General features: G+C 73.8%; 22 protein-coding genes and 1 pseudogene. 12 read left to right on the top strand and 11 right to left on the bottom strand.

Annotated elements, in window-relative coordinates; translation table 11 throughout:
• The 6 genes and pseudogenes from IF37_RS45900 to IF37_RS0121735 form a co-directional block, all read right to left on the bottom strand.
• A pseudogene (locus IF37_RS45900) lies at nt 1-201 on the bottom strand (class F sortase); the annotation flags it as partial.
• Nucleotides 188-883, bottom strand: a complete 696-nt coding sequence (locus IF37_RS0121755) for a hypothetical protein (protein ID WP_030745021.1) — start codon at nt 881-883, stop codon at nt 188-190. The gene IF37_RS0121755 and the pseudogene IF37_RS45900, both read right to left, overlap by 14 nt.
• 102 nt (nt 884-985) lie before the next feature.
• A complete protein-coding gene (locus IF37_RS0121750) occupies nt 986-2,224 on the bottom strand; it encodes an MFS transporter (RefSeq protein WP_030745019.1) in 1,239 nt (412 codons plus the stop codon).
• A gap of 22 nt (nt 2,225-2,246) precedes the next feature.
• Entirely contained in the window at nt 2,247-3,626 is a 1,380-nt protein-coding gene (locus tag IF37_RS0121745) for a CitMHS family transporter (protein ID WP_030745017.1), read from the bottom strand.
• 196 nt (nt 3,627-3,822) lie between these two features.
• Nucleotides 3,823-4,440, bottom strand: coding sequence for a TetR/AcrR family transcriptional regulator (locus IF37_RS0121740; RefSeq protein ID WP_030745015.1), 618 nt, complete (start codon nt 4,438-4,440; stop codon nt 3,823-3,825).
• A 152-nt stretch (nt 4,441-4,592) separates the two neighbouring features.
• Nucleotides 4,593-5,135, bottom strand: a complete 543-nt coding sequence (locus IF37_RS0121735) for a hypothetical protein (RefSeq protein ID WP_037856863.1) — start codon at nt 5,133-5,135, stop codon at nt 4,593-4,595.
• 168 nt (nt 5,136-5,303) lie between these two features.
• On the opposite strand from IF37_RS0121735, the gene hmgA reads away from it, so the two are divergent.
• From hmgA to IF37_RS0121720, 3 genes are read left to right on the top strand one after another with little or no spacing between them, the layout of a single operon-like run.
• On the top strand, nt 5,304-6,614 hold the full coding sequence (gene hmgA, locus IF37_RS0121730; RefSeq protein WP_030745012.1) for a homogentisate 1,2-dioxygenase: 1,311 nt from the start codon (nt 5,304-5,306) through the stop codon (nt 6,612-6,614).
• 55 nt (nt 6,615-6,669) lie between these two features.
• Nucleotides 6,670-7,419, top strand: coding sequence for a GntR family transcriptional regulator (locus IF37_RS0121725; protein WP_030745010.1), 750 nt, complete (start codon nt 6,670-6,672; stop codon nt 7,417-7,419).
• A gap of 25 nt (nt 7,420-7,444) precedes the next feature.
• The gene (locus IF37_RS0121720; RefSeq protein ID WP_030745008.1) at nt 7,445-8,599 is read left to right on the top strand and encodes a type ISP restriction/modification enzyme; all 1,155 of its coding nucleotides are present in this window, start codon (nt 7,445-7,447) and stop codon (nt 8,597-8,599) included.
• A gap of 69 nt (nt 8,600-8,668) precedes the next feature.
• On the opposite strand, the gene IF37_RS0121715 is transcribed toward IF37_RS0121720, so the two are convergent.
• Nucleotides 8,669-9,412 carry a TetR/AcrR family transcriptional regulator gene (locus IF37_RS0121715; RefSeq protein ID WP_030745006.1) on the bottom strand — a complete coding sequence of 248 codons (744 nt, stop codon included), beginning with the start codon at nt 9,410-9,412 and terminating at the stop codon, nt 8,669-8,671.
• A gap of 63 nt (nt 9,413-9,475) precedes the next feature.
• Between IF37_RS0121715 and IF37_RS0121710 the strand changes: the two genes are divergently transcribed.
• From IF37_RS0121710 to IF37_RS0121700, 3 genes are read left to right on the top strand one after another with little or no spacing between them, the layout of a single operon-like run.
• Entirely contained in the window at nt 9,476-10,438 is a 963-nt protein-coding gene (locus IF37_RS0121710) for a daunorubicin resistance protein DrrA family ABC transporter ATP-binding protein (protein ID WP_030745004.1), read from the top strand.
• On the top strand, nt 10,435-11,217 hold the full coding sequence (locus IF37_RS0121705) for an ABC transporter permease (RefSeq protein WP_030745001.1): 783 nt from the start codon (nt 10,435-10,437) through the stop codon (nt 11,215-11,217). The genes IF37_RS0121710 and IF37_RS0121705 overlap by 4 nt, the downstream gene beginning before the upstream one ends.
• Nucleotides 11,218-11,261: 44 nt before the next feature.
• Nucleotides 11,262-12,458, top strand: coding sequence for a CaiB/BaiF CoA-transferase family protein (locus tag IF37_RS0121700; RefSeq protein ID WP_030744999.1), 1,197 nt, complete (start codon nt 11,262-11,264; stop codon nt 12,456-12,458).
• A 63-nt stretch (nt 12,459-12,521) separates the two neighbouring features.
• Here the strand turns inward: IF37_RS0121700 and IF37_RS0121695 are convergent, their stop codons facing one another.
• Together IF37_RS0121695 and IF37_RS0121690 are read right to left on the bottom strand one after the other, a co-directional pair.
• Nucleotides 12,522-12,791 (bottom strand): hypothetical protein, encoded by a 270-nt coding sequence (locus IF37_RS0121695; RefSeq protein WP_030744997.1) that lies wholly within the window; start codon nt 12,789-12,791, stop codon nt 12,522-12,524.
• Nucleotides 12,792-13,285: 494 nt separating this feature from the next.
• The gene (locus IF37_RS0121690) at nt 13,286-14,092 is read right to left on the bottom strand and encodes an SGNH/GDSL hydrolase family protein (protein ID WP_030744995.1); all 807 of its coding nucleotides are present in this window, start codon (nt 14,090-14,092) and stop codon (nt 13,286-13,288) included.
• A gap of 311 nt (nt 14,093-14,403) precedes the next feature.
• Between IF37_RS0121690 and IF37_RS0121685 the strand changes: the two genes are divergently transcribed.
• The 3 genes from IF37_RS0121685 (at nt 14,404) to IF37_RS0121675 (ending at nt 17,684) form a co-directional block, all read left to right on the top strand.
• On the top strand, nt 14,404-15,612 hold the full coding sequence (locus IF37_RS0121685; RefSeq protein WP_030744993.1) for a S8 family peptidase: 1,209 nt from the start codon (nt 14,404-14,406) through the stop codon (nt 15,610-15,612).
• Between the two features lie 190 nt (nt 15,613-15,802).
• Nucleotides 15,803-16,897 (top strand): DUF5925 domain-containing protein, encoded by a 1,095-nt coding sequence (locus tag IF37_RS0121680; RefSeq protein WP_030744991.1) that lies wholly within the window; start codon nt 15,803-15,805, stop codon nt 16,895-16,897.
• Between the two features lie 16 nt (nt 16,898-16,913).
• Nucleotides 16,914-17,684, top strand: coding sequence for a DUF72 domain-containing protein (locus tag IF37_RS0121675; protein WP_030744989.1), 771 nt, complete (start codon nt 16,914-16,916; stop codon nt 17,682-17,684).
• A gap of 1 nt (nt 17,685) precedes the next feature.
• Here IF37_RS0121675 and IF37_RS0121670 read toward each other — a convergent pair whose 3' ends face one another.
• On the bottom strand, nt 17,686-18,054 hold the full coding sequence (locus tag IF37_RS0121670) for a GntR family transcriptional regulator (RefSeq protein WP_030744988.1): 369 nt from the start codon (nt 18,052-18,054) through the stop codon (nt 17,686-17,688).
• Nucleotides 18,055-18,125: 71 nt separating this feature from the next.
• Here IF37_RS0121670 and IF37_RS0121665 point away from each other — a divergent pair, with 71 nt between their 5' ends.
• The 3 genes from IF37_RS0121665 to IF37_RS46400 all read left to right on the top strand — a co-directional run bounded on the left by IF37_RS0121665 (nt 18,126) and on the right by IF37_RS46400 (nt 19,964).
• On the top strand, nt 18,126-19,055 hold the full coding sequence (locus tag IF37_RS0121665) for a GNAT family N-acetyltransferase (protein ID WP_030744985.1): 930 nt from the start codon (nt 18,126-18,128) through the stop codon (nt 19,053-19,055).
• Entirely contained in the window at nt 19,036-19,539 is a 504-nt protein-coding gene (locus tag IF37_RS0121660; protein WP_030744983.1) for a DUF402 domain-containing protein, read from the top strand. Before IF37_RS0121665 ends, IF37_RS0121660 begins: the two co-directional genes overlap by 20 nt.
• Before the next feature lie 290 nt (nt 19,540-19,829).
• A complete protein-coding gene (locus IF37_RS46400; protein ID WP_106981824.1) occupies nt 19,830-19,964 on the top strand; it encodes a hypothetical protein in 135 nt (44 codons plus the stop codon).
• 162 nt (nt 19,965-20,126) lie between these two features.
• On the opposite strand, the gene IF37_RS0121650 is transcribed toward IF37_RS46400, so the two are convergent.
• Complete coding sequence (locus IF37_RS0121650) at nt 20,127-20,987, bottom strand: triacylglycerol lipase (RefSeq protein ID WP_030744981.1); 861 nt, start codon at nt 20,985-20,987, stop codon at nt 20,127-20,129.
• Between the last annotated feature and the right edge of the window lie 68 nt (nt 20,988-21,055).

Below are 21,055 nucleotides of genomic sequence, written 5' to 3'. Positions count from 1 at the left end.
GGCGGGGGCGGCGTGCGGGGCCGCGCCGTCCGGGTCCGCCGCCGCGTCCGGCCCGCCCGTCCGGCCGGCCACGGTGTGCCTGCCGCCCGCCCCGCAGTGCGACCCCACCATCACCAGGACGGTCACCAGGACGGCCGTCCTGGCCAGGCGGTAGGCGCGGGTCCGGTACCAGGGCCTGCGTCGGCGGCTACGCGGCGCCATGGGGCCGCCGGCGGATCAGCCGGAAGTACACGGCGGCGCTGACGGCGACCAGCCCCACGGCCGCCGCGGCGGCCACCGGCGAGTAGGCGGCGGCGGTGTCGATGAGCCCGCCGCCGCCCGCGTGCACACCGCCCTGCGGGCCGTCGTGGTCGCCCTGGCCCCACGACCCGTTGTTCTGCTGGTGGTTGTCGCCGTTCTGCCCGTGGTCCTCGATCTGGCCGCCGGGCGCCCCCTCCACGCGGCCGTCGTGGCAGTTGACGCGGAAGACCTTCTCCTTCAGGGCCGGGGGCACGCCCACGGTCCAGCTGATCTTGTACTGCCCGTCCGCCAGTCCCAGCGGGTCGGTGTGCCCGGCGCCGCCGGCCAGTTGGATGATGCCCGTCACGGTGGCGGCGGTGGGCAGCGGGGGCTGCGGCGTGATCGTGTACGCGATGCTGGTCAGGGTGTCGAAGTTGACGGCCTCCAGGAAGAACTTGCAGACCACCGGGTCGTCCTTCGCCGATCCGACGAACGACGGCGGGTTGGTCGAGCGCGCGTTGTGGATCCGGATGTCGCCGTTCTCCCCCTGGGCCGCCGCCTCCGGCGCCGCCACCCATGACGCGCCCGCCGCGGCGAGGGCGGCGAGGACGACGGTGGCGCCCGCGCGGGGGCCGACGGCACGGGGGAGTGTCAGGGTGGGCATGCGCGGTCCTCCGAGTTCAGACGATTTTCATACAAATCGCTCTTTCGCCTGGACTCTGCGTCATGGCCCGCGCGGCCCCCGGCAGCGACACCCGTCGCGCCGTCAGATGTCGCTCGTGCGGCGCAACCGGCGGCCCCCGGACCGCTCCCCCGTCACCCGGCCGGCCGCCTCCCGGGGGTGCCCGGACGACCGCGGCGCCACCCCGGTCGACACCAGCAGCAGGGCCCCCAGCATCACGAACGGCGCCGCCACCCCGGTCAGACCGGCGACCAGACCGGCGGCGGCCGGAGCCGCGACCTGGCCGAGCCGGTTGCCGGTCAGCCGCAGGGCGAGGGCGGTGGAGCGGGCCTCCTCGGGCGCGGCCCGCACCACCGTCGTCATCGACAGCGGCTGGCCCACACCCAGGCAGAACCCGAGGACCGTGAGCATCGCGCCGAGCGCCCACACCGGCACCGGCAGCGCGACCCCCGCGCACAGCACGGCCGCCAGCAGGCAGGTCGCGGTGAGCAGCACGGGCCGTCCGAGCAGCCGCAGCAGCGGCGTGAGGACGAGCCGGCAGGCGATGGTGGCGCCGGCCCGGAGGCCGAGCAGGACACCGACCGTCGAGGGGGCGATGCCCCGGTGCTCCCCGACCACCGGCAGATAGGCGGTGAGGATGTCGGTCGCGGACAGCACCGACAGGCTGATCAGGATGCCCGCGGGCACGCCCCGGGCCCGCAGGATGCGGCCGACCGGCACGCGCCCGGCCCGCGACGGGCGGGAGCCGACGGCCGTACGGTCCTCCAGGCGCCACAGCGAGGTGAACGCGACCGCTGCGCCCGCGCCCGCTGCGAGGAGGGCGAGCGCGCTGCCGTGCGCCCGGTCGGCGCCGCCGACGAGGGCGCCCGCGGCGACGGGGCCGACGAGCTGGCCGAGGGAGGCGCCGATGGTGAAGTGCCCGAAGTCGCGGTCCTGTTCGTGCGGCGCGGACCGGCGGGCCACCAGCGACTGGGCGCCGATCACGAAGCACAGGTGGCCGAGTCCCATCACCCCGCTCCACAGGGCCATCGTCCACAGCGAGCCCGCGAGGCCGCTGAGCGCGCAGCCACCCGCGATCAGGACCACGCCCGCGGTCAGCAGGGGCGCGCAGCGGCCGTGGTCGGTGCGCCGGCCGAGCGGTACGGCGGCGAACAGCGGCAGCAGGGCGTACACCCCGGCGATGACACCGACCGCCCGTTCGTCGGCGCCGAGCGCGAGGGCCCGGTAGGAGACGGCCGGCCGGGCCATCGACACCGCGCCCTGCGCGCAGCCGAAGGCGATGACGAGGCGGAGCAGCCAGCCGCGGTTCCCACCGGGCGCCATGAGCCGTGTCCTTTCCGAAGGATCAGACGGTGCCGAACAGGAGTGCCGCGCCGAGGACCACCAGCGAGGTGAGGGCGGCCCACTTGACCACGAACCGGGTGTGGTCGCCGAACTCGACCCTGGCCATGCCGACCAGGACGTAGACGGCCGGCACGAGCGGGCTGGACATGTGCAGCGGCTGACCGACGATCGAGGCCCGGGCGATCTCCAGCGTGGAGACGCCGTGCGCCTGGCCCGCCTCGGCGAGCACCGGCAGGATGCCGAAGTAGAAGCCGTCGTTGGACATGAAGTACGTGAGCGGGATGCTCAGCACACCGGTGACCAGGGCCATGTGCGGGGCCAGGCCGTCGGGGATGTTGCCGACCAGCCAGCCGGCCATGTGGTCGACCATGCCGGTGCCCTGGAGGACGCCGGTGAACACGGCGGCGGCGAACACCATCCCGGAGACGTTGAGGACGTTCTCCGCGTGGGCGGCGACGCGAGCCCTCTGGTCCGGCATGTGCGGGTAGTTGACGGTCAGGGCGAGGGCCGCGCCGAGCAGGAAGAGCACCGGGATCGGCAGCCACTCCATGATCATGGCGGTCAGCAGGACGAGCGTGAGCAGCGCGTTGAACCAGTACAGCCGGGGGCGCAGGGTGGGGCGGTCCGGGTCCAGGCCCTGGAAGCCCTCCTCCCCGGGCTCGTCGGGGAGACCCGCGGCAAGGCCGCCGGTCCCGCGCCGCGTACCGGAGCCGGCGCCGACGAGGACCGTCTCGGTCTCCTCCACCAGCACCTCGTCCAGCGTGAGCACGCCGAGCCGCCTGCGCTCGCGGCGGCCGAGGACGCAGGCGAGGGCGAGGACGAACAGCAGGCCCACGGCGAGGGCCGGGATCATCGGCACGAAGATGTCGCTCGCGTCGACCTTCAGCGCGGTGGCGGCCCGGGCGGTGGGGCCGCCCCAGGGCAGTGTGTTCATCACGCCGTTGGCCATGGCGGCGACACCGGTCATCACGACGAGGGACATCTTCAGCCGCTTGTACAGCGGGTACATCGCCGAGACGGTGATCATGAAGGTGGTGGAGCCGTCGCCGTCCAGGGAGACGATCGCGGCGAGCACCGCCGTGCCGACCACGATCCGCAGCGGGTCGGCCTTGCAGAACCTCAGGATGCCCCGCACGACCGGGTCGAAGAGGCCGACGTCGATCATCACACCGAAGTAGACGATCGCGAACATGAGCATCGCCGCGGTGGGGGCGAGGCCGGTGACGCCGTCGATGACGTAGTCGCCGAGCTTCGCGCCCTTGCCCACGAACACGCAGAACAGCGCGGGAACGAGCACCAGCGCCGCGATCGGCGACATCTTCTTCAGCATGATCAGGACCAGGAAGGTCGCGATCATGGCGAAGCCGAGGATGGTCAACATGAATGGATACCTAACGTTCGCCCTTGAACATCCCACCTGGGGGTCGGCGGTGCGATGACGTTAGGTCCGTCGATATGGCGTTAACAAGATGTTGACACGCGAGCAATAAGCGCAAAATTCCAGGTCACGGCGGTGAGGCGGGAGTGCGCGGCGGTGGGCTGGGGCGCCGGCCGGGTCCGTTCCGGCCGGACCCGCCTCAGTCGAGCACGCGCCCCAGGTAGGCCCGCAGCAGTTCCCGGGTCTCGGCGATGATCGCCTCGTCCCCCTGCGGATCGACCCGGAAGGCCAGTTGCACGAGGGTGTCGGCGGTCTCCACGGCGACCAGGAAGGCCCGCCGCAGGTCCGGGCCCGGGGTACGGGCCAGCGGGCCGGCGAGCAGACCGGTGAGCCGGTCGGCGACCCGGGTGTTGGGTTCGCCGTGGCGGGAGCCGACCGGGATCTGGTTGCCGAAGTCGACCAGGGAGAAGCCGGGCGCGGTCCGCTTCATGGCGAGGTACTCGTCCAGGACGGCGTCCATGGCGGCCCGCCAGTCCCCCGGGCGGGCGTCTTGCAGCCGTTCGGTGACGCGTTCGACGTACCGCTCCAGGTTGCGCTGGGCGAGGGCGTCCGCCATCTCCCGCTTGTTGCCGAAGAACCGGTAGACCGAGCCGATCGGCACGCCGGCGCGCTGGGCGACGGCGCGCGTGCTCAGGGCGTCGTAGCCGACCTCGTCGAGGAGGGCGGCGCAGGCGTCCAGGATCCTGGTCAGCCGTTCGGCGCTGCGCCGCTGGACGGGCGCGCGGCGCAGCGATGTCGCGTGGGGCACGGGCTTCATGATGCCTTTCCGCCGGGGTCCGGTGAAGCTCGTCCCAGAGTACGGAGAAGGGTGGCCCGTGCACTCACGCGCGGGGACGGCCCCTTCCCGGCGGCCCCGCGCCGCCGCCGCCGGCGCCACCGGGGTGCGATGCGGGCCCGGTTGACGGGCGCTCAGGTGCCGGCCGCGGCCGGCGGCCGCGGTGCGGCCCGCTCCGCGTCGGACACCGTGATGTCGGCGGTGTTCTCGACCGGCTTGCCGCGCACCGCCCACACCGTGCCGTCGTCGGCGTACAGCCGGGCGGTGATCCGGTGGGTGCCGTGCGGGACGCGGCCGGCGGCCAGGTGGTACGCGGGGGTGCGCAGCCGGGCGACCCGGTGGCCGTCGACGAGGAGGTGGGCGACCCCGCGGCCCATCACGGCCGCCGGCCGGGCGCCGGGCGCGGAGCAGCGGAAGTGCCGGAAGGCGAGCCGGACGTCCCAGCCGCCGGCCGCGTCCGGGATGACCTCGACGGCGACCTCGGGCGCGTCCTTCGGGGGCACCTCGCGCAGGTTGCGGCCGGTCTCGTCGGTGCCGTCCAGCACCTTCCCCACGGGTGAGGACGACACCGGGTCCCCGTGCGCCGCACCGGGCGCGCAGGCCGCCGCCCCGAAGGGCAGCAGGGCGCACACCGCGAGCGCGGCCAGGGGTCCGCGCGTCCACTTCGTCCACGACATGCCCGGGAGCGTAGAACAGCGCGGAGCCGCCCCGGATCCCCCTGGAGTCCGGTTCTCGCCCTCCCCCGGCGGGAGGACCGGGACCCCCTCTTGCGCGGGCCCCCACTCATTCCTACGGTGATGCATAGGAATCGGGACGCGAGAGCGATCGAGAGCGATGGAGCGAACATGAGCGGGGACGCGCGGAAGACCGCCGAGGGGCTGTCGTATCTGACCGGGTTCGGCAATGAACACGCCTCGGAGGCGGTTCCGGGCGCCCTGCCCGAGGGCCGCAACTCGCCGCAGCGCGCGCCGCTCGGCCTGTACGCCGAGCAGCTGAGCGGTACGGCGTTCACCGAGCCCCGGGCGCACAACCGGCGCTCCTGGCTCTACCGCGTCCGCCCCTCGGCCGCCCACCCGGCGTTCACCCGCACCGGCAACGGCGCGATCCGTACGGCCCCCTTCGCCGAGACGGTGCCCGACCCCAACCGGCTGCGCTGGAACCCGCTGCCGGAGCCGCCGGCCGGCACCGACTTCCTGGGCGGCCTGTGGACCCTGGGCGGCAACGGCGACGCGACCCAGCGCACGGGCATGGCCGTGCACCTGTACCACGCCAACGCCTCGATGGAGCGGGTCTTCTCCGACGCCGACGGAGAGCTGCTGATCGTGCCGGAGCGCGGCGGGCTGCTGCTGCACACCGAGTTCGGCCGGCTCCATGTGGAGCCGGCCCATGTCGCTCTGATCCCGCGCGGGGTGCGCTTCCGTGTGGAGCTGCTGGACGAGTCGGCTCGCGGTTATGTCTGCGAGAACTACGGGGCGCCGTTCCAACTGCCCGACCTCGGGCCGATCGGCGCCAACGGGCTGGCCAACCCCCGCGACTTCCGGGCGCCGGTCGCCGCGTACGAGGACGTCGAGGGCCCGGTGGAGGTGGTCAACAAGTTCTGCGGCAACCTCTGGACGGCCACCTACGACCACAGCCCGCTGGATGTGGTCGCCTGGCACGGCAACCATGTGCCGTACGCCTATGACCTGCGCCGTTTCAATGTGATCGGCACCATCTCCTATGACCACCCCGATCCGTCGATCTTCACGGTGCTGACCTCCCCGTCGGACACCCCGGGCCTGGCCGGCGTGGACTTCGTGGTCTTCGCGCCCCGCTGGCTGGTGGGTGAGGACACCTTCCGGCCGCCCTACTTCCACCGGAACGTGATGAGCGAGTACATGGGCCTGGTCGAGGGCGCGTACGACGCCAAGGCGGAGGGCTTCGTGCCCGGCGGCGGCTCGCTGCACAACATGATGTCGGCGCACGGCCCGGACCGGGAGACGTTCGACCGGGCGAGCGCGGCCGAGCTGAAGCCGCACAGGATCGACGACGGGCTGGCCTTCATGTTCGAGACCCGCTGGCCGGTGACGCTCACCCCGCAGGCCGCCGGGGCGGACCACCTCCAGCGGCGCTACGACGACGTGTGGCAGGGGCTGGAGCGTCACTTCCGGGGGTGACGGCCCGGCCGGCCACCATTGCGCCCGACGTTCCCCGCCAGGTACGGATAGCCGCGTGACCTCCTTCGCTCCGGATTCGATCGTCCTGAACCGCAAACTGCCGCTGTGGTACCAGGTGTCGCAGTCGCTGCGCGCCTCGATACTGGGCCGCTCCCCCGAGGACCCGCTGCGCCTGCCCACCGAGGAACGGCTGGCGGAGCACTACGGCGTGAGCGTGCTGACCATGCGGCAGGCGCTGAAGGAGCTGGAGGACGAGGGGCTGATCAGCCGGCACCGGCGGCGCGGCACGTTCATCGAGCCCGGGGTCCGGCGCGGGGCGCCGGTGCGGCTACTGGGCTCGGTGGACGCGATCGTGGCCCAGCAGTCCGGGATGACGACCGAACTGCTGGACCACGGGCGGGTGCCGGTGCCGGCCGGGCTCGCCGAGTACTTCCCGGACCTCGCGGAGGTCGCGGCCTACCACCGGCTGCGCAGCGACGAGAAGACCGGCGAGCCGACCAACCACGCCGTCAACCACGTCCGGCCCGACCTGGCCGACCGCGTCGACCCGGACGACCTGGTCCGCTGGCCGATGACGAAGGTGCTGCGGGACGTGGTGAAGGCGGACATCAGCCGGATCACGGACACCGTGCAGGCCCGGCTCGCCGACCCGGAGACGGCACGGCTGCTCCAGGTCCCGCTGCTCAGCCCGATCCTGCACTACACGGGCGTGACGTACGACACCGAGGGCCGGGTGCTGGACGTGGCGGTCATCCACTACCGGGGGGACCGCTTCTCGTTCACCGTCACCCTCGACGCCACCTGATCCCGGGGACGGTCCAGGCCGTACCATGCCGAGCGTGACGCACGACGACGCTCCGCCGCTGGCGGACCTCATGCCGTGGTCCGTCGCACCCCTGCGGCTGGGCCGCGCCTGGCCGACGGCGCCCGATCCGGCCGCGCTGAGGGCCCGCTGGGACGCCCTGCTGAAGGCCGGGGGGCCGGACCGCGAGGCACTGTTCGGACCGAGCCGCGCCCGTGATCTCACCTCGGCGGTGGGCCAGTTGCCGGGCCGGCCCACCGGTACGGAGCGGCTCGCGCGTGCCACGGGACCCTGCGCGGAGCCGGTCCGGGTGCTGGCCGCGCCGTTCGACGAGCGGTGGCTGATCCCGGACCACCGGTTGATCGACGCCGCCCGCCCGGAGCTGTGGCGGGTGGCGGACGCCCGTCAGGTCTTCACGGTCGAGACCGGGGACGCCGGCCTCCCGCTGCTGGCGACCGGGCTGCTGCCCACACTGCGCACCGGCCGCGTCCGCCCGCTGCACCGCCGCCCCGGCGGCACGGAACCGAACCTGGCCCCCGGTCTGCTGGACCACCTCGCGGCCCGGCTGGGCGCCCGCCCCACCGCGTCCGACGTGCTGGCGTGGATCCTGGCGACGGCCCGCCCCGACCTCGCCGTGCCGCTCACGGACGACCCCGGCGTGTGGGCGGCCGGTGTGGAGCTGGGCCGCCGGGCGCTGTGGCTGATGCGCCGGGACGGGGAACGCCCCAAGCTGCCGGGCGGTCGCCGGCCGTACGTCCGCGCACCCCTGCCGGGCCTCCCCCGCACCCTCCGCTACGACCGCGACGAGGAGACCCTGCACCTGGACGAGGGCCGGATCTCCCCCGTCCCGTCCGCGGCGTGGGACTTCGAGGTGGCCGGGGTCCGGGTCCTGGAGAGCTGGTTCGCGGCCCGCACCGCGCCGGCCGAGCCGGGCACGCTCGACGCGATCCGTCCGGCGGCCTGGCCGCAGAGCTGGACCTCGGAGCTGCTGGAACTGATCACCGTCCTGGCGCTGCTGGCCGGCGTACGGGCGGAGCGGGCCGGGTTGACGCTGGTGTCGGCCGTCACGGCGACCGGCCTGCGGGAGGCGGGCGTCCTGCCGCCCCCCGGCCCGGCCCGCCGCCCCGCCTCCGTGCTGGACCACCGCGAAGAGGGCCCCGAGGGCCAGTTCACTCTGGTCTGACCGGGCGTACGGCGGCGCGGGGCCGTCTCCGGCCGGGGGTGTCCCCGGTGCCCTCGGCCCGCTCCTCGTTCACTTGGCGTCGCGTTCCGGGGCCGGGCCCGGCCGGTGCGGCGCGAACGCGTCGAGGACCCGCTCCAGCGCCCGCTCGAACACCGCTTCCAGGTCGACCGGCCCGAAGTCCTCCCGGAAGGCCGCCGCCATCCTCGGATACGCGCCGGAGGCGAGCCGGCCGCCCAGGTAGCCGGCGCGCGCCGCGTCCTCCTCCTCCTGGGACCAGGGCAGGGCGCGCGCCCGTTCGGCGGTGTCGAGTTCGTTGCGGACGTACGTCGTCACGACGCCGTTCAGCATGGCGATCAGTTCGATCTTGGTGCCGTTGGCCGCCTCCAGCGGGTCCAGGCAGGCCAGGCAGTGTTCCAGGAAGCGCAGGGCGTGCGGGCTGAAGCCGTGGACGGGGGACATCAGCCGCGGCACCCACGGGTGGCGCCGCATCAGCGCGCGGGTCTGGTGCCCGACCCGGCGCAGATCGGCCCGCCAGTCACCGCTCGGCTCCCACAGCTCGTGCTCCGCGGCGACCGCGTCCATCATCAGCTCGTACAGGTCCTCCTTGCGGGGGACGTAGTTGTACAGCGACATGGTGCCGCAGCCCAGTTCGGCCGCCACGTGCCGCATCGACACCGCGTCCAGCCCCCGCGCGTCGGCGATCCGGACGGCGGCGGCGGCGACGTCGTCGCGCGTGTACGCCGGCCTCGGGCCCCGGCCGGCGCGCTCGGGACGCGCCCAGATCACCTCGGGGACGGCCCCTCGGTCTGCCATCGGTCATCACCTCGGCCTCCATCCTAGTTACGTACACCGTACGTAGTGCGCTATGGTCCCGGCATGACTACTACGTACACCGTACTTAGTGAAGGTCTGGAGAAGCGCTTCGGCGCCGTGCGCGCCCTGCGCGGGCTGGACCTGGCCGTCGCCGAGGGCACGGTCTGCGGGCTGCTGGGGCCCAACGGGGCGGGGAAGACGACGGCGGTGCGGCTGCTGACCACGCTGCTGCGCCCGGACAGCGGCTCGGCCCGCGTCGCCGGGCACGACCTGGTCCGGGAGGCGGCGGCCGTGCGGCGCCGCATCGGTGTCACCGGGCAGTACGCCTCGGTCGACGGGGACCTCACCGGCCGGGAGAACCTGCGGCTGTTCGCCCGGCTGCACCGGGTGCGCGGACCGGCCGCCCGCGCCCGCGCCGACGAACTGCTGGAGCGCTTCGGACTGACCGGGGCCGCGGACCGCAGGGCGTCGACGTACTCCGGCGGCATGCGGCGCCGGCTGGACCTCGCCGCGAGCCTGGTCCGCCGCCCCGACGTGCTCTTCCTGGACGAGCCGACCACGGGACTCGACCCCGCCAGCCGCGCCCGCGTCTGGCAGGCGGTGCGCGAACTGAAGGCGGAGGGCACGACGGTGCTGCTGACCACGCAGTACCTGGAGGAGGCCGACCGGCTCGCCGACGACATCGCCCTGGTGGACCGGGGCCGGGTCGCGCACACCGGTTCCCCCGCCGAACTCAAGGCGGCCGTCGGCTCGCACGCGGAGGCGGTGGTCGCGGACGCGGACGCGCTGCCGCGGGCAGCGGCAGTGCTCGACCGGCTGACGGGCCGGGAGCCGGTGTTCGACCGCGTGCGCCACGCCGTCGGCGCGGTCACCACCGACCCGACCCTGACCCTGCCCCGCCTGGTGCGTGAACTAGACACGGCCGGCGTGCCGTTGCTGGACGCGAGCATCCGGCCGCCCACCCTCGACGACGTCTTCCTGCGACTGACCGGGCAGACCACCGACAGCAAGGAGCCCGTGGCATGAGCGCGTTGGCCCACGACGGACTGGCGATCACGGGCAGGCAGCTGCGCCGGGTCCGCAACAACCCGGGGCTGGCGGTCCTGACCCAGCTGATGCCGGTCAACATGCTGCTGTTCTTCGGGTACGTGTTCGGCAGCGCGCTGGCGGTGCCCGGCCCCGAGTACCGCTCCTTCCTGGTGCCCGGACTGCTCGTCGCCACCGCCGTCGGCGGGCTGATGACGGGCATGTTCCAGGCCGCGCAGGACACCCACCGGGGGGTGACGGACCGGCTGCGCACCATGCCGGTGAGCCGGGCCGCCGTACCGCTCGGGCAGGCGGTCGCCGACCTCGTCGTCACGGCGGTGGGCACCGTGCCGCTGCTGCTGACCGGGCTGGCGGTGGGCTGGCGGATCGAGGGATCGGCGGCCGGGGCCGCCGGTGCCGTGGGGCTGCTGCTGTTCTTCCGGTTCGCCTGCACCTCGGCCGGCATCCTGCTGGGACTGCTCAGCCGCAGCGAGGAGGCGGCCGGCCAGCTCGGGGCCTGCTCGTTCGTGCTGCCGCTGCTGTCCGACGCCTACATCCCGACGGACGGACTGCCGGGCCGGCTGCGCACGCTCGCCGAGTGGAACCCGATCAGCGCGGTGACCACCGCCCTGCGGGAGCTGTTCGGCAACGCGCCGGTCCCCGAGGGCGCCGCCTGGCCGGTGGCCCACCCGATCGCCGGGTCGCTCGCCTGGTGCGCGGCCCTGACCGCGGTGTTCCTGCCCCTGGCGGTGCGGGCGCACGCGCGCGCCGCACGCTGACCGGCTGCTGACAGCGGGGCCGCCCAGGGGAGATCATCCACCCCATGGACCGACTCCCCCTGCCCCTGGAGGGCATCACCGTCGTCGCCGTCGAACAGGCCGTGTCCGCGCCCTTCGCGACCCGGCAGCTCGCCGACCTGGGCGCCCGGGTCATCAAGGTGGAGCGGATCGACGGCGGCGACTTCGCGCGCGGCTACGACACGGCGGCCCGCGGGCTCGCCTCGCACTTCGTGTGGTGCAACCGCGGCAAGGAGTCCCTCGCGCTGGACCTGAAGGACCCGCGCGGCCTGGACGTCGTACGGCGGCTGGTCGCGGACGCGGACGTGTTCGTGCAGAACCTCGCGCACGGCGCGGCGGCCCGGCTCGGCCTGGACGCGGCCACGCTGTGCGCCGCCCACCCGCGGCTGGTCGCCGTGGACATCTCGGGCTACGGCGGCTCGGGGCCGTACGCGGACAAGCGGGCGTACGACATGCTCGTGCAGTGCGAGGCGGGGCTGGTGTCGGTGACCGGGACGCCGGAGCAGCCGGTGAAGGCGGGCATCCCGGCGGCGGACATCGCGGCGGCCATGTACGCCTTCTCGGGTGTGCTGGCCGCGCTCGTGCGGCGCGGGACGACCGGCCGGGGCGGGCCGGTGGAGGTGTCGATGCTGGAGGCGCTCGCCGAGTGGCTGGGGCATCCGCTGCACCACGCGATGCACGACGGCGAGCCACCGGCGCGCACCGGGCTCGCGCACGCCGTGATCGCGCCCTACGACGCCTATCCGACGGCGGACGGCGGGCGGGTGCTGCTGTCCGTGCAGAACGACCGGGAGTGGGGGCGGCTGGCCGGACAGGTCATGGGCCGCCCCGAACTGGCCGCCGACCCGGCGTTCGCGACGAACGCCGCGCGGGTGGCGCACCGGGAGCGGACGGACGCGCTGGTCGCGGGGGCGCTGCGGACGCTGGACACCGAGGAGGCGCTTACCCGGCTGGAACGGGCCGGCATCGCCTGCGCCCGGCTGCGGGACCTGCGTGAACTGGCGGAGCATCCGCAGCTGGCGGCCCGGGAGCGGTGGCGTCGGGTGGGATCGCCGGCCGGGCCGCTGAAGGCACTGCTGCCGCCCATCACACTGCCGGGCGGGGACGAGGCACGGATGGGTGACGTACCCGCGCTCGGGCAGCACACCGGAGCGCTGCTGCGTGCCGTGGGGATGACGGACGACGAGATCGCAGCGCTACGCCGGGACGGTGTGGCGGCCTGAGCGCGGGCATCCCCGCGCCGTGGCCGCGCCGGTGGCAGGTCGGTGACCCGCTCCGGCGGCCGGTCAGTGCCCGCCGAACAGCGAACGGCGCAGCCGGCGCAGCGGCGCGAACAGGGAGACGTGGCGGACCCGCGCACCCCGGTCGCTGCGCGTGTGCGCGGAGCTTCGCGCCGTCAGTTCACGCATCAGTGACGTCGCCTCGAGCGTCTCCCGCTGCGGTATGGCGGGTCCCGCCAGCACCGAGAGATGGCGGTCGAGGCGCGAACTGGTCGCGCTGCTCCCGCAGGTGATCGCAGGGACCCTCGCCCTGCTGCGCACTGTTATCTGTTCCATGTCACTCCCCACCCGTACGAGTCACCCGGCCCGGGCAGGGTAACCCTATCGCCCCACCGGGGCACGCCGGTATCGCGGCCACAGGATTCACCTTCCCCGTAAGGGTGTTGACCATCCCCGTTCGACTACTCTCCGAAGGCAACCGATTTCAGGGCGAGTTGGACAGCGGGTCGACCGGTGGGCCGCACCGGGCCCCCGTCGGGCTCGACGGTCACGGTGCGTGATGTCGCGGAGGAGTCGGATCCTTCACGGTCATGGGCGTGTCGCCCGCCGGAAGCCCGGGGGAACGCGGTGGCGCCGGGGGTGCGGGAGCCGGTGCCGGTGTACGCGCCGCCGTGTCCGCCGGGGGTGACGACGACCTCCGCCGCGGAAGCGATCACTCCGATACCCCGCGACCGCCACCGTCCCCGCCGTGCACCGCGCGGGCGACGGGGACGGCCGCAACGTGGGCGATCTCACGTGCCCGAGTTCACCCCGAAGAGCGAGCCCCTACGTCACGCCGCATTGGTGAGCACCGGCAGGTAGCCACCGGACTGGCCGGACGCGGTCGGGTGGTACGACTCGCCGATGTCGAGCCAGTCGACGCTGTGCAGCCAGGAGTCGGCGGAGCAGATCTCGTGGCCGGTGAACGTGGAGCGGACGTCACCGAAGACGAAGCCGTGGGCGGCGACGCGGGTCTTGATGGTGGCGTTCATGTAGTCGGCGGCGTCGTTGATCGCGGACCGCTTGGTCTCGGAGAGCCCGAGGCACGACTGGCCGAGCAGGTAGAAGCGGGGGTAGCCGATGACGACCACCCGGGCGGACGGGGCCTTGGCGCGGATGGAGTCGTAGACGGTGTCCAGCTTGCCGGGGAGCGTGTTCGCGACGTACGCCCTGGCGGTGTTGATGCGGGAGAGGCAGGAACTGTCGGACTGGAGCACACAGGTCGTCATGACGTCGGAGAAGCCCGCGTCGTTGCCGCCGATGCTGATGGACACCAGTGAGGTGGAGGAGTTCAGCGAGCCGAGCTGGTTCGCGAGCACGTCGTCCGTCTTCGCGCCCGAGCAGGCGGTGAAGGCGAACGAGGAGGGGCTGTGGGCGGCGTTCCACAGGTAGGGGTACGCCTTCGTGCTGCGCTTGCAGTCGCCGCTTGAACTGATGTAGCTGCCTGAACCCACCCCGGAGGAGTAGGAGTCACCGAGCGCCACGTAGCCGCCGGCCGCGGCCGTCGTGGACGCCTGCGCCGAAGCGGCCCCGGTGAGACCGAGGCCGACGGCGAGGAGGAGCGAGGTAACGAATCCGGTAAGTCGGGAACGTCTCATGGAACCTCCGTCTAGCAGGATCTCCGCCACAACCGTGGTAGCAGCTACGCGTGTTGACAGGAAGTGTTCATGCCAAAAATTTGATTCCTCGACAGGATCGGCCCGAGACGTTCACCGCTCATGTATTGCGTGTGCATGTCAGGTCTGTTGACTCCTCGCCAACTCCCTTGTCCCGCACGCGAGGACGGACGGAGGCTTTCCTCGGTCCCGGAGTGGAACGCGACGCTCCAGGGCCGTGCGCGCGAGCCCGCGCGCACCCCCGCGCGCGCCGCGCCCCGAGCGCGCACCGCCAGCAGGAGGACTCCCCCGCAATGGCACACCTGCGTACCCACAAGCTCCGCACAGCCACGCTCACCGGCGTGGCCGCCGCCGCCCTCGTCGGCGGGCTCACCGCCCTGCCCGCCCAGGCGGCCCCGGCCACCGGCACGGTGCTCGCCGCGCACTCCCCCACCGCCGTCCACGGCAGTTACCTCGTCACCCTCAAGAAGACGGCCGGTTTCACGGCCTCGTCCGGCACCGGCAAGGCGCTGGTCGAGCGGTACGGCGGCACGGTCCGCAAGACCTTCCGCGCCGCCCTGAACGGCTACACCGCCCACCTCACCGCGGACCAGGCCGCGCGACTCGCCGCCGACCCGGCGGTGGCCGCCGTGGAACAGGACCAGCGCGTCCACCTGGCCGACACCACCCAGTCCGACGCCCCCTGGGGCCTGGACCGCATCGACCAGGCCGGCCTGCCGCTGTCCGGCACCTACACCTACCCGGACAGCGCCGGCGGCGGGGTCACCGCGTACGTCATCGACACCGGCGTCCGCATCACCCACAGCCAGCTCGGCGGCCGGGCCGCGTACGGCTACGACGAGGTGGAGAACGACACCACCGCCCAGGACGGCAACGGCCACGGCACCCATGTGGCCACCACCATCGCGGGCTCCACCTACGGTGTGGCCAAGAAGGCGAAGATCGTCGCCGTGCGCGTGCTCGACGCCAACGGCTCCGGCACGACCGCCGGGGTGGTCGCCGGCGTCGACTGGGTGACCGCGCACCACAGCGGCCCCTCGGTCGCCAACCTGTCACTCGGCGGCTCCGCGTCCACCACGCTGGACACGGCGGTGCGCAACTCCATCGCCGGCGGCGTCACCTACGCGATCGCGGCCGGCAACAGCAACGCCAACGCGTCCTCGTACTCCCCGGCCCGGGTGACCGAGGCCCTCACCGTCGGCGCCACCACCGGCTCCGACGCCCGGGCGAGCTTCTCCAACTACGGCTCGGTGCTGGACCTGTTCGCGCCCGGCTCGTCCATCACGGCCGGCTGGAACACGAGCGACACCGCCACCAACACCATCTCCGGCACCTCCATGGCCACCCCGCACGTGGCCGGTGCCGCCGCCGTCTACCTCTCCGGGCACACCTCGGCCACCCCGGCCCAGGTCGCCACGGCCCTGGTCGGCGGCGCCACCCCGGGCGTGCTGAGCGGCGTGGGCAGCGGCTCCCCGAACAAGCTGCTGAAGCTCGTCCCGTAAGGTCCCATAAGGTCCCGTGCGGTCCCGCTAGTCCGCCGGCAGCCGTTCCCCGGGGGCGCGCCCGGCCTCCGGGGAACACCCGCGCCCGGTCCCGGAGAACTCCCGCGCCCGGCCCGGGGACCGCTCCACCGGCACGGCGTCGGGGCGGAAATGCCGTGCGCGGAGCCCCTCCGTGCCGGATCATGGCGGCATGTCCGCGAACCCACACGACGCCCTGCCGATCCGGCTCCACGTCGACGACTCCGACTCGCCGTCCGACGTCGTGGACGCCCTGTTCCTGGGCCGCTTCGCGACGGGCGAGCAGCCGTACTCGCACGCGGTGAACATCGACCGCGTGCGCTCCGGCGCGACCCTGCTGCCGGAGGGTGCCCGGGTGCTGCGGGTGGCCCGGGACGACGACCGCAGCGCGACCCTCGCCGAGGGGGACGGCTGGACCCTGCTGGTCTCCCGGTGGAACCGGGGCGCGGACGTGACGGTCAGCGCGACCAGCGCCGAACTGGCCAAGACGGTCCTGGAACGGGCCACGGACGGCGCCGCCGACGAGCCCGAACCACAGCCGGAGAACGTGACGATGGGGTTCTGGTACGTCTCCCCGCGGCGCGGCCCGCACCGCACCACCCGGCAGATCTCCGCGGGCACCTGGGAGGAGGTCCGGCCCAACTACACGGCACCGGTGGCGGAGGCGATGGACCGCCTGATGCGGACGACGCCCGCGGACATCGCCGGCCGGCTGCTGCTGCTCCACGGCCCGCCGGGCACCGGCAAGACCTCCGCCCTGCGCACGCTGGCGCGGTCCTGGCGGGACTGGTGCCAGGTGGACTGCGTCCTCGACCCGGAGCGGCTCTTCTCCGACGTCGGCTATCTGATGGACATCGCGATCGGCGAGGACGACGGCGCCGGCAAGGGCCGCTGGCGCCTGCTGCTGCTGGAGGACTGCGACGAGCTGATCCGCGGCGAGGCCCGCCACACCGCGGGCCAGGCCCTGTCCCGGCTGCTCAACCTCACCGACGGCCTGCTCGGGCAGGGCCGCAACGTCCTGGTCGGTGTCACCACCAACGAGGACCTGGAGCGGCTGCACCCGGCCGTGGTCCGCCCCGGCCGCTGTCTCGCCCGCATCGAGGTGGGGCCGCTGACCCGCCGGGAGGCGGTGGACTGGCTCGGCACCGAGGAGGGCGTCGGCCGGGAGGGGGCGACCCTGGCCGAGCTGTACGCGCTGCGCCGGGGCACGGCGCCGACGTCGGTGCCGGGAGCCCGGGAGGGAGCGGACGCGGGGCTGTACCTGTAGGTGCTTCCATGGGGGTATGACCCTGTGTGTGGGCACGTCGGGGTGGCAGTACGCGGACTGGCGGGAGCTGGTGTACCCGGCCGGGGTGCCGACGCGGCTGTGGCTGGAGGAGTACACCCGGCTCTTCGCGACCGTGGAGATCAACAACGCGTTCTACCGGCTGCCGTCGTACGACACCTTCGCCGCCTGGCGGGTGCGGGTCCCGCCGGACTTCGTGGTCGCGGTCAAGGCCAGCCGGTACCTCACCCACATCAAGCGGCTCAAGGACCCCGGGGAACCGGTGCACCGGCTGATGACCCACGCGGCGGGGCTCGGCGACCGGCTGGGCCCGGTCCTCCTCCAGCTCCCGCCCACCCTGCGCGCCGATCCGCCCCTGCTGGACGCCTGCCTGGCCGGCTTCCCGCCCGGTACACGGGTCGCGGTGGAACCCCGCCACGACTCCTGGTGGACCCCGCGGCTGCGGCGGGTCCTGGAGTCCCGGGGCGCGGCCCTGTGCTGGGCTGACGTCCTGGCCCGCCCCGTCACCCCGCTGTGGCGCACCGCCGACTGGGGCTACGTCCGCTTCCACCAGGGCCGCGCCCGGCCCTGGCCGCGCTACGGCAGGCGGTCCCTGGAGACATGGGTGGACCGGGTCGCGACGACCTGGCCGGACGGGGAGGACGTGTACGCGTACTTCAACAACGATCCGGGCGGTGCGGCGGTGGCCGACGCGGTGGCCTTCGGGAGGGCGGCGCGCAGGGCGGGGCTGCCGGTGACCCGGACCCCGCAGCCCTCGGCGCCGCGCTGACCTACTCCCCGTAGGCCGCGCGCAGGGCGTCCCGCACGGCGGCCAGCGCCTCCTTCTCCGCCAGCCCCAGCCGGCGCGCGCGCTCCGCGTACGCCTGCGCGGCCAGCGACGCCTCCCGCTCCGCGGCGGACCCGGCGGCGGCCACGAAGGTGCCGTTGCGCCCGCGCGTCTCGATCACCCCGTCGCCCTCCAGTGCCCGGTACGCCTTGGCCACCGTGTTCACGGCGAGCCCCAGGGACTCGGCCAGGCCCCGCACGGTCGGCAGCCGGTACCCCACCGGCAGGGTTCCGGACCGCGCCTGCGCGGAGATCTGCGCCCGCACCTGCTCGTACGGGGGCGCGCTGTCGTCGATGCGGATCTTCAGGCTCACAGGGGCGATTGTCCCGCACCCGCCGGAAAATGAGAGGCGCGGTGGTATCCCGCGCCGTACCGTCCCTGCCCATGACCGTCCTCGTGCGCGACCTCCGCCCCGACGACCCGGCCGACGCGGCGGGCTTCGCCCGTGTCCGCCGGCTCGCCCTGCCGTACCTCCTGTTCACCGCGGAGTCGGTACGGCACACGGCCCTCCGGATGCACCCGGGCGCCCGGTTCCGGCCGCTCGTCGCGGAGGAGGACGGCGAGGTGATCGGCACGGCGCAGATCCATCTGGTCCATGACGCCGCCGAACCGGGCCAGGCCTGCCTGAACGTCTACGTCCGCCCGGACCGGGCCCACCGGGGTGCCGGCCGGCTTCTGGTGGAGGCCGGCGAGGAGTACCTGGGGTCGCTGGGGGCGACCAAGCTGTTCGCATGGGTACTGGACGAGCCGGCCAACCGGGCCTTCGCCGAGCGGCGCGGCTACCGCCCGGGCCGCTCCGCCCACTTCCTCCGGCTCGACCTGGCGCACGGCACCCTCCCGCCGCGGCCGGAGGTGCCGGCCGGCGTCGAACTGCGCACGGCCGCCGACTTCGCGGACGATCCCCGGCCGCTGTTCGCGCTGGACGCGGAGACGATGCTCGACGAGCCGAGCGACGTGGCGTACGCGCTGGCGGATTACGACGCCTGGCTCGCGGAGACCTGGCGGCACCCGCTGCTGGACCGGGAGCTGACCACCGTCGTCTGTGCCGACGGCCGGCCGGTCGCGTTCACCGCGGCCTACACCGACGGCGACGGCCGCTACTCCACCGCGATGACCGGCACCGCCCGCACCCACCGCGGCCGCGGTCTGGCCAAGCTCGCCAAGGCGCGGTCCCTGCACCGGGCCCAAGCCGCCGGTCTCACCGACGCGTTCACGGGCAACGACACCGGCAACGCCCCGATGATCGCCGTCAACAAGTGGCTCGGGTACCAGACCTGCGCGACGGAGGTACGTTATGTCCGCGAACTCGGCTGATCCGGCGGGCCAGGTGGAGGTCGTCCTGGTCAAGGCGGGCCGGACGAAGATCCGTTATCCGGCGGAGCTGCTGCGGGACGACGGCACCCGGATCGCCGTACGCGCCCTGTGGGCGGGTTCCGGCGTCCGCGACTTCGGTTTCGTGCGCTTCGAGCCGGGTGACGTGTTCACCGAGTACTACTGGCGCGACCGCTGGTACTCGGTGAAGGAGGTCCGCGCCGCGGACGGCTCCGTCAAGGGGTGGTACTGCGATGTCACCCGGCCCGCGGTCCGTTCCGGCGCCGAGCTGGTCGTGGAGGACCTCGACCTGGACCTGTGGCGCTCCGCCGACGGGCGGGACGTGCGGCGCCTGGACGAGGACGAGTTCGCCGCGAGCGGGCTGCGGGAGGCGGACCCGGACGCCGCGTCCGCCGCGGAGGCAGCGCTCGACACGCTGGAGGCGCTGGCGTACCGGGACGGCGGTTTCGCGGAACTGCTGGCATGACGGACCGGGGTGGGGCGGTATCACACCGTCACTCTCCACGGCATGGCGTGTCCGCACAGTGGCTCCCCGTGCGCCCGACGGATCGTCGGTGACCGCGCATCCCCGCCCCCTTCCGGGGCATCCGCAACGCCGTGCGTGTACTTCCCCCGTATGACCGGAGGGTGACACGGGCCACGGACGGCCCGGACGTGACAGCCGTCACAGACATTCCGGCACCGATGGGCAATTCTCCCCAAAAGCGTCTATCTGCGCGCCGACGCGGAACTCGGTGGGCACCGAAGGAGGCAGCCATGCGCCGTACCACCACGCAGAAGCCCCTGAAGAGGACGGACAGCCGCCGGAGCCGCGAGGAGCCGGAGCAGCGCCCGGCGGGCCGCCCCGAGGTGCGCGCGGACATCGCGCGCACCTGGTGGCCCGACGGCTGACGCCGGGCCGTCCCCGGCCGGCCGCTCGCGGTGGTGCGCGCGGAACGGGCGCCTGCCTCAGCGCCCATGGGATCCCGCCCGTCGGCCCGGCCCGCCCGGGCCGGTCGGCGAGGGTTCCGGGGCCTGTCCGGCGGCTCAGGCCGGACAGGCCCCGGGGGCGCGTCAGCTGAACACCGAGGCGCAGCCGGTGGCGGTGGCGTGGGCCGGGTCGAGCGCGTTGGCCACCTCGTGGAAGGCGATCCGATCGGACAGGCCGATGGCGAGGTGCTCGGAGAGGTCGAGCGGGCAGAGGTCCTGGAGCAGGACGTTGCGGACGTCGGAGCCGCTCAGGTACTGGGTGCGCCAGGGGGTGACCACCTCGTCCTGCCGGGTGGCGATGACCGTGTAGCGCACTCCGGGGACGGTGTCGCCGCCCGCGTTGAGCTTGGTGAGGAAGGCGGAGCCGGCGATCTGGTCGGCGAGGCCGGGGGTGGTGGCCTTGAGCAGGTCCTCGGCGCCGGGGAAGTACGGCAGCAGGTGGGTGAGTCCGTCGAGGTCGGTGCCGTGGTTGTCGGGGGCGATGCCGACGAGGGCGTTCACCTTGGCCGCTCCGCCGAGGAACTTCAGGTAGTAGCGGGGCATCATGCCGCCCTGGGAGTGGCCGACCAGGTCGGCCTCGGCGGCTCCGGTGGCGGCGAGCACCGTGTCGACGAAGGCGGACAGCTGTCCGGCCGACTTGTCGATGGGGCCGAGGCCGTTGAAGAGCGGGACGCCCGGGAGCTGCCCGTAGTCGAGGGAGTAGACGCAGTATCCGCGGCCGACCAGGTACGGGGCGAGGCCGAGCCAGTTGTCGACCGAGTTGCCGAAGGTGCCGTGGACGAGGACGACGGGGCGGGGATGCGCGGCGGAGGGCTTGCAGGAGTAGTCGTTCCAGCCCGAGGCGGTGGCGTCGGAGGCCGTGGCGGCGGCGGCCGGTACGACGGCGACGGCGGCGGTCAGGAGCAGCGCGGCGAGGGGTCTGAGCACTCGCTTCCAGGGCAGCATCGTGTGGTCTCCTTGCGGCTCACGGGAGGTGCACGGCCTAACCCTGTGATCCGGATCACGGGATGCTG

Source organism: Streptomyces sp. NRRL S-31 (assembly GCF_000718775.1).
In the GTDB taxonomy this organism is placed as follows: Bacteria; Actinomycetota; Actinomycetes; order Streptomycetales; family Streptomycetaceae; genus Streptomyces.
The sequence above is the reverse complement of the archived record's forward strand: the minus strand, read 5'-3'. Positions and strand labels throughout refer to the sequence as shown.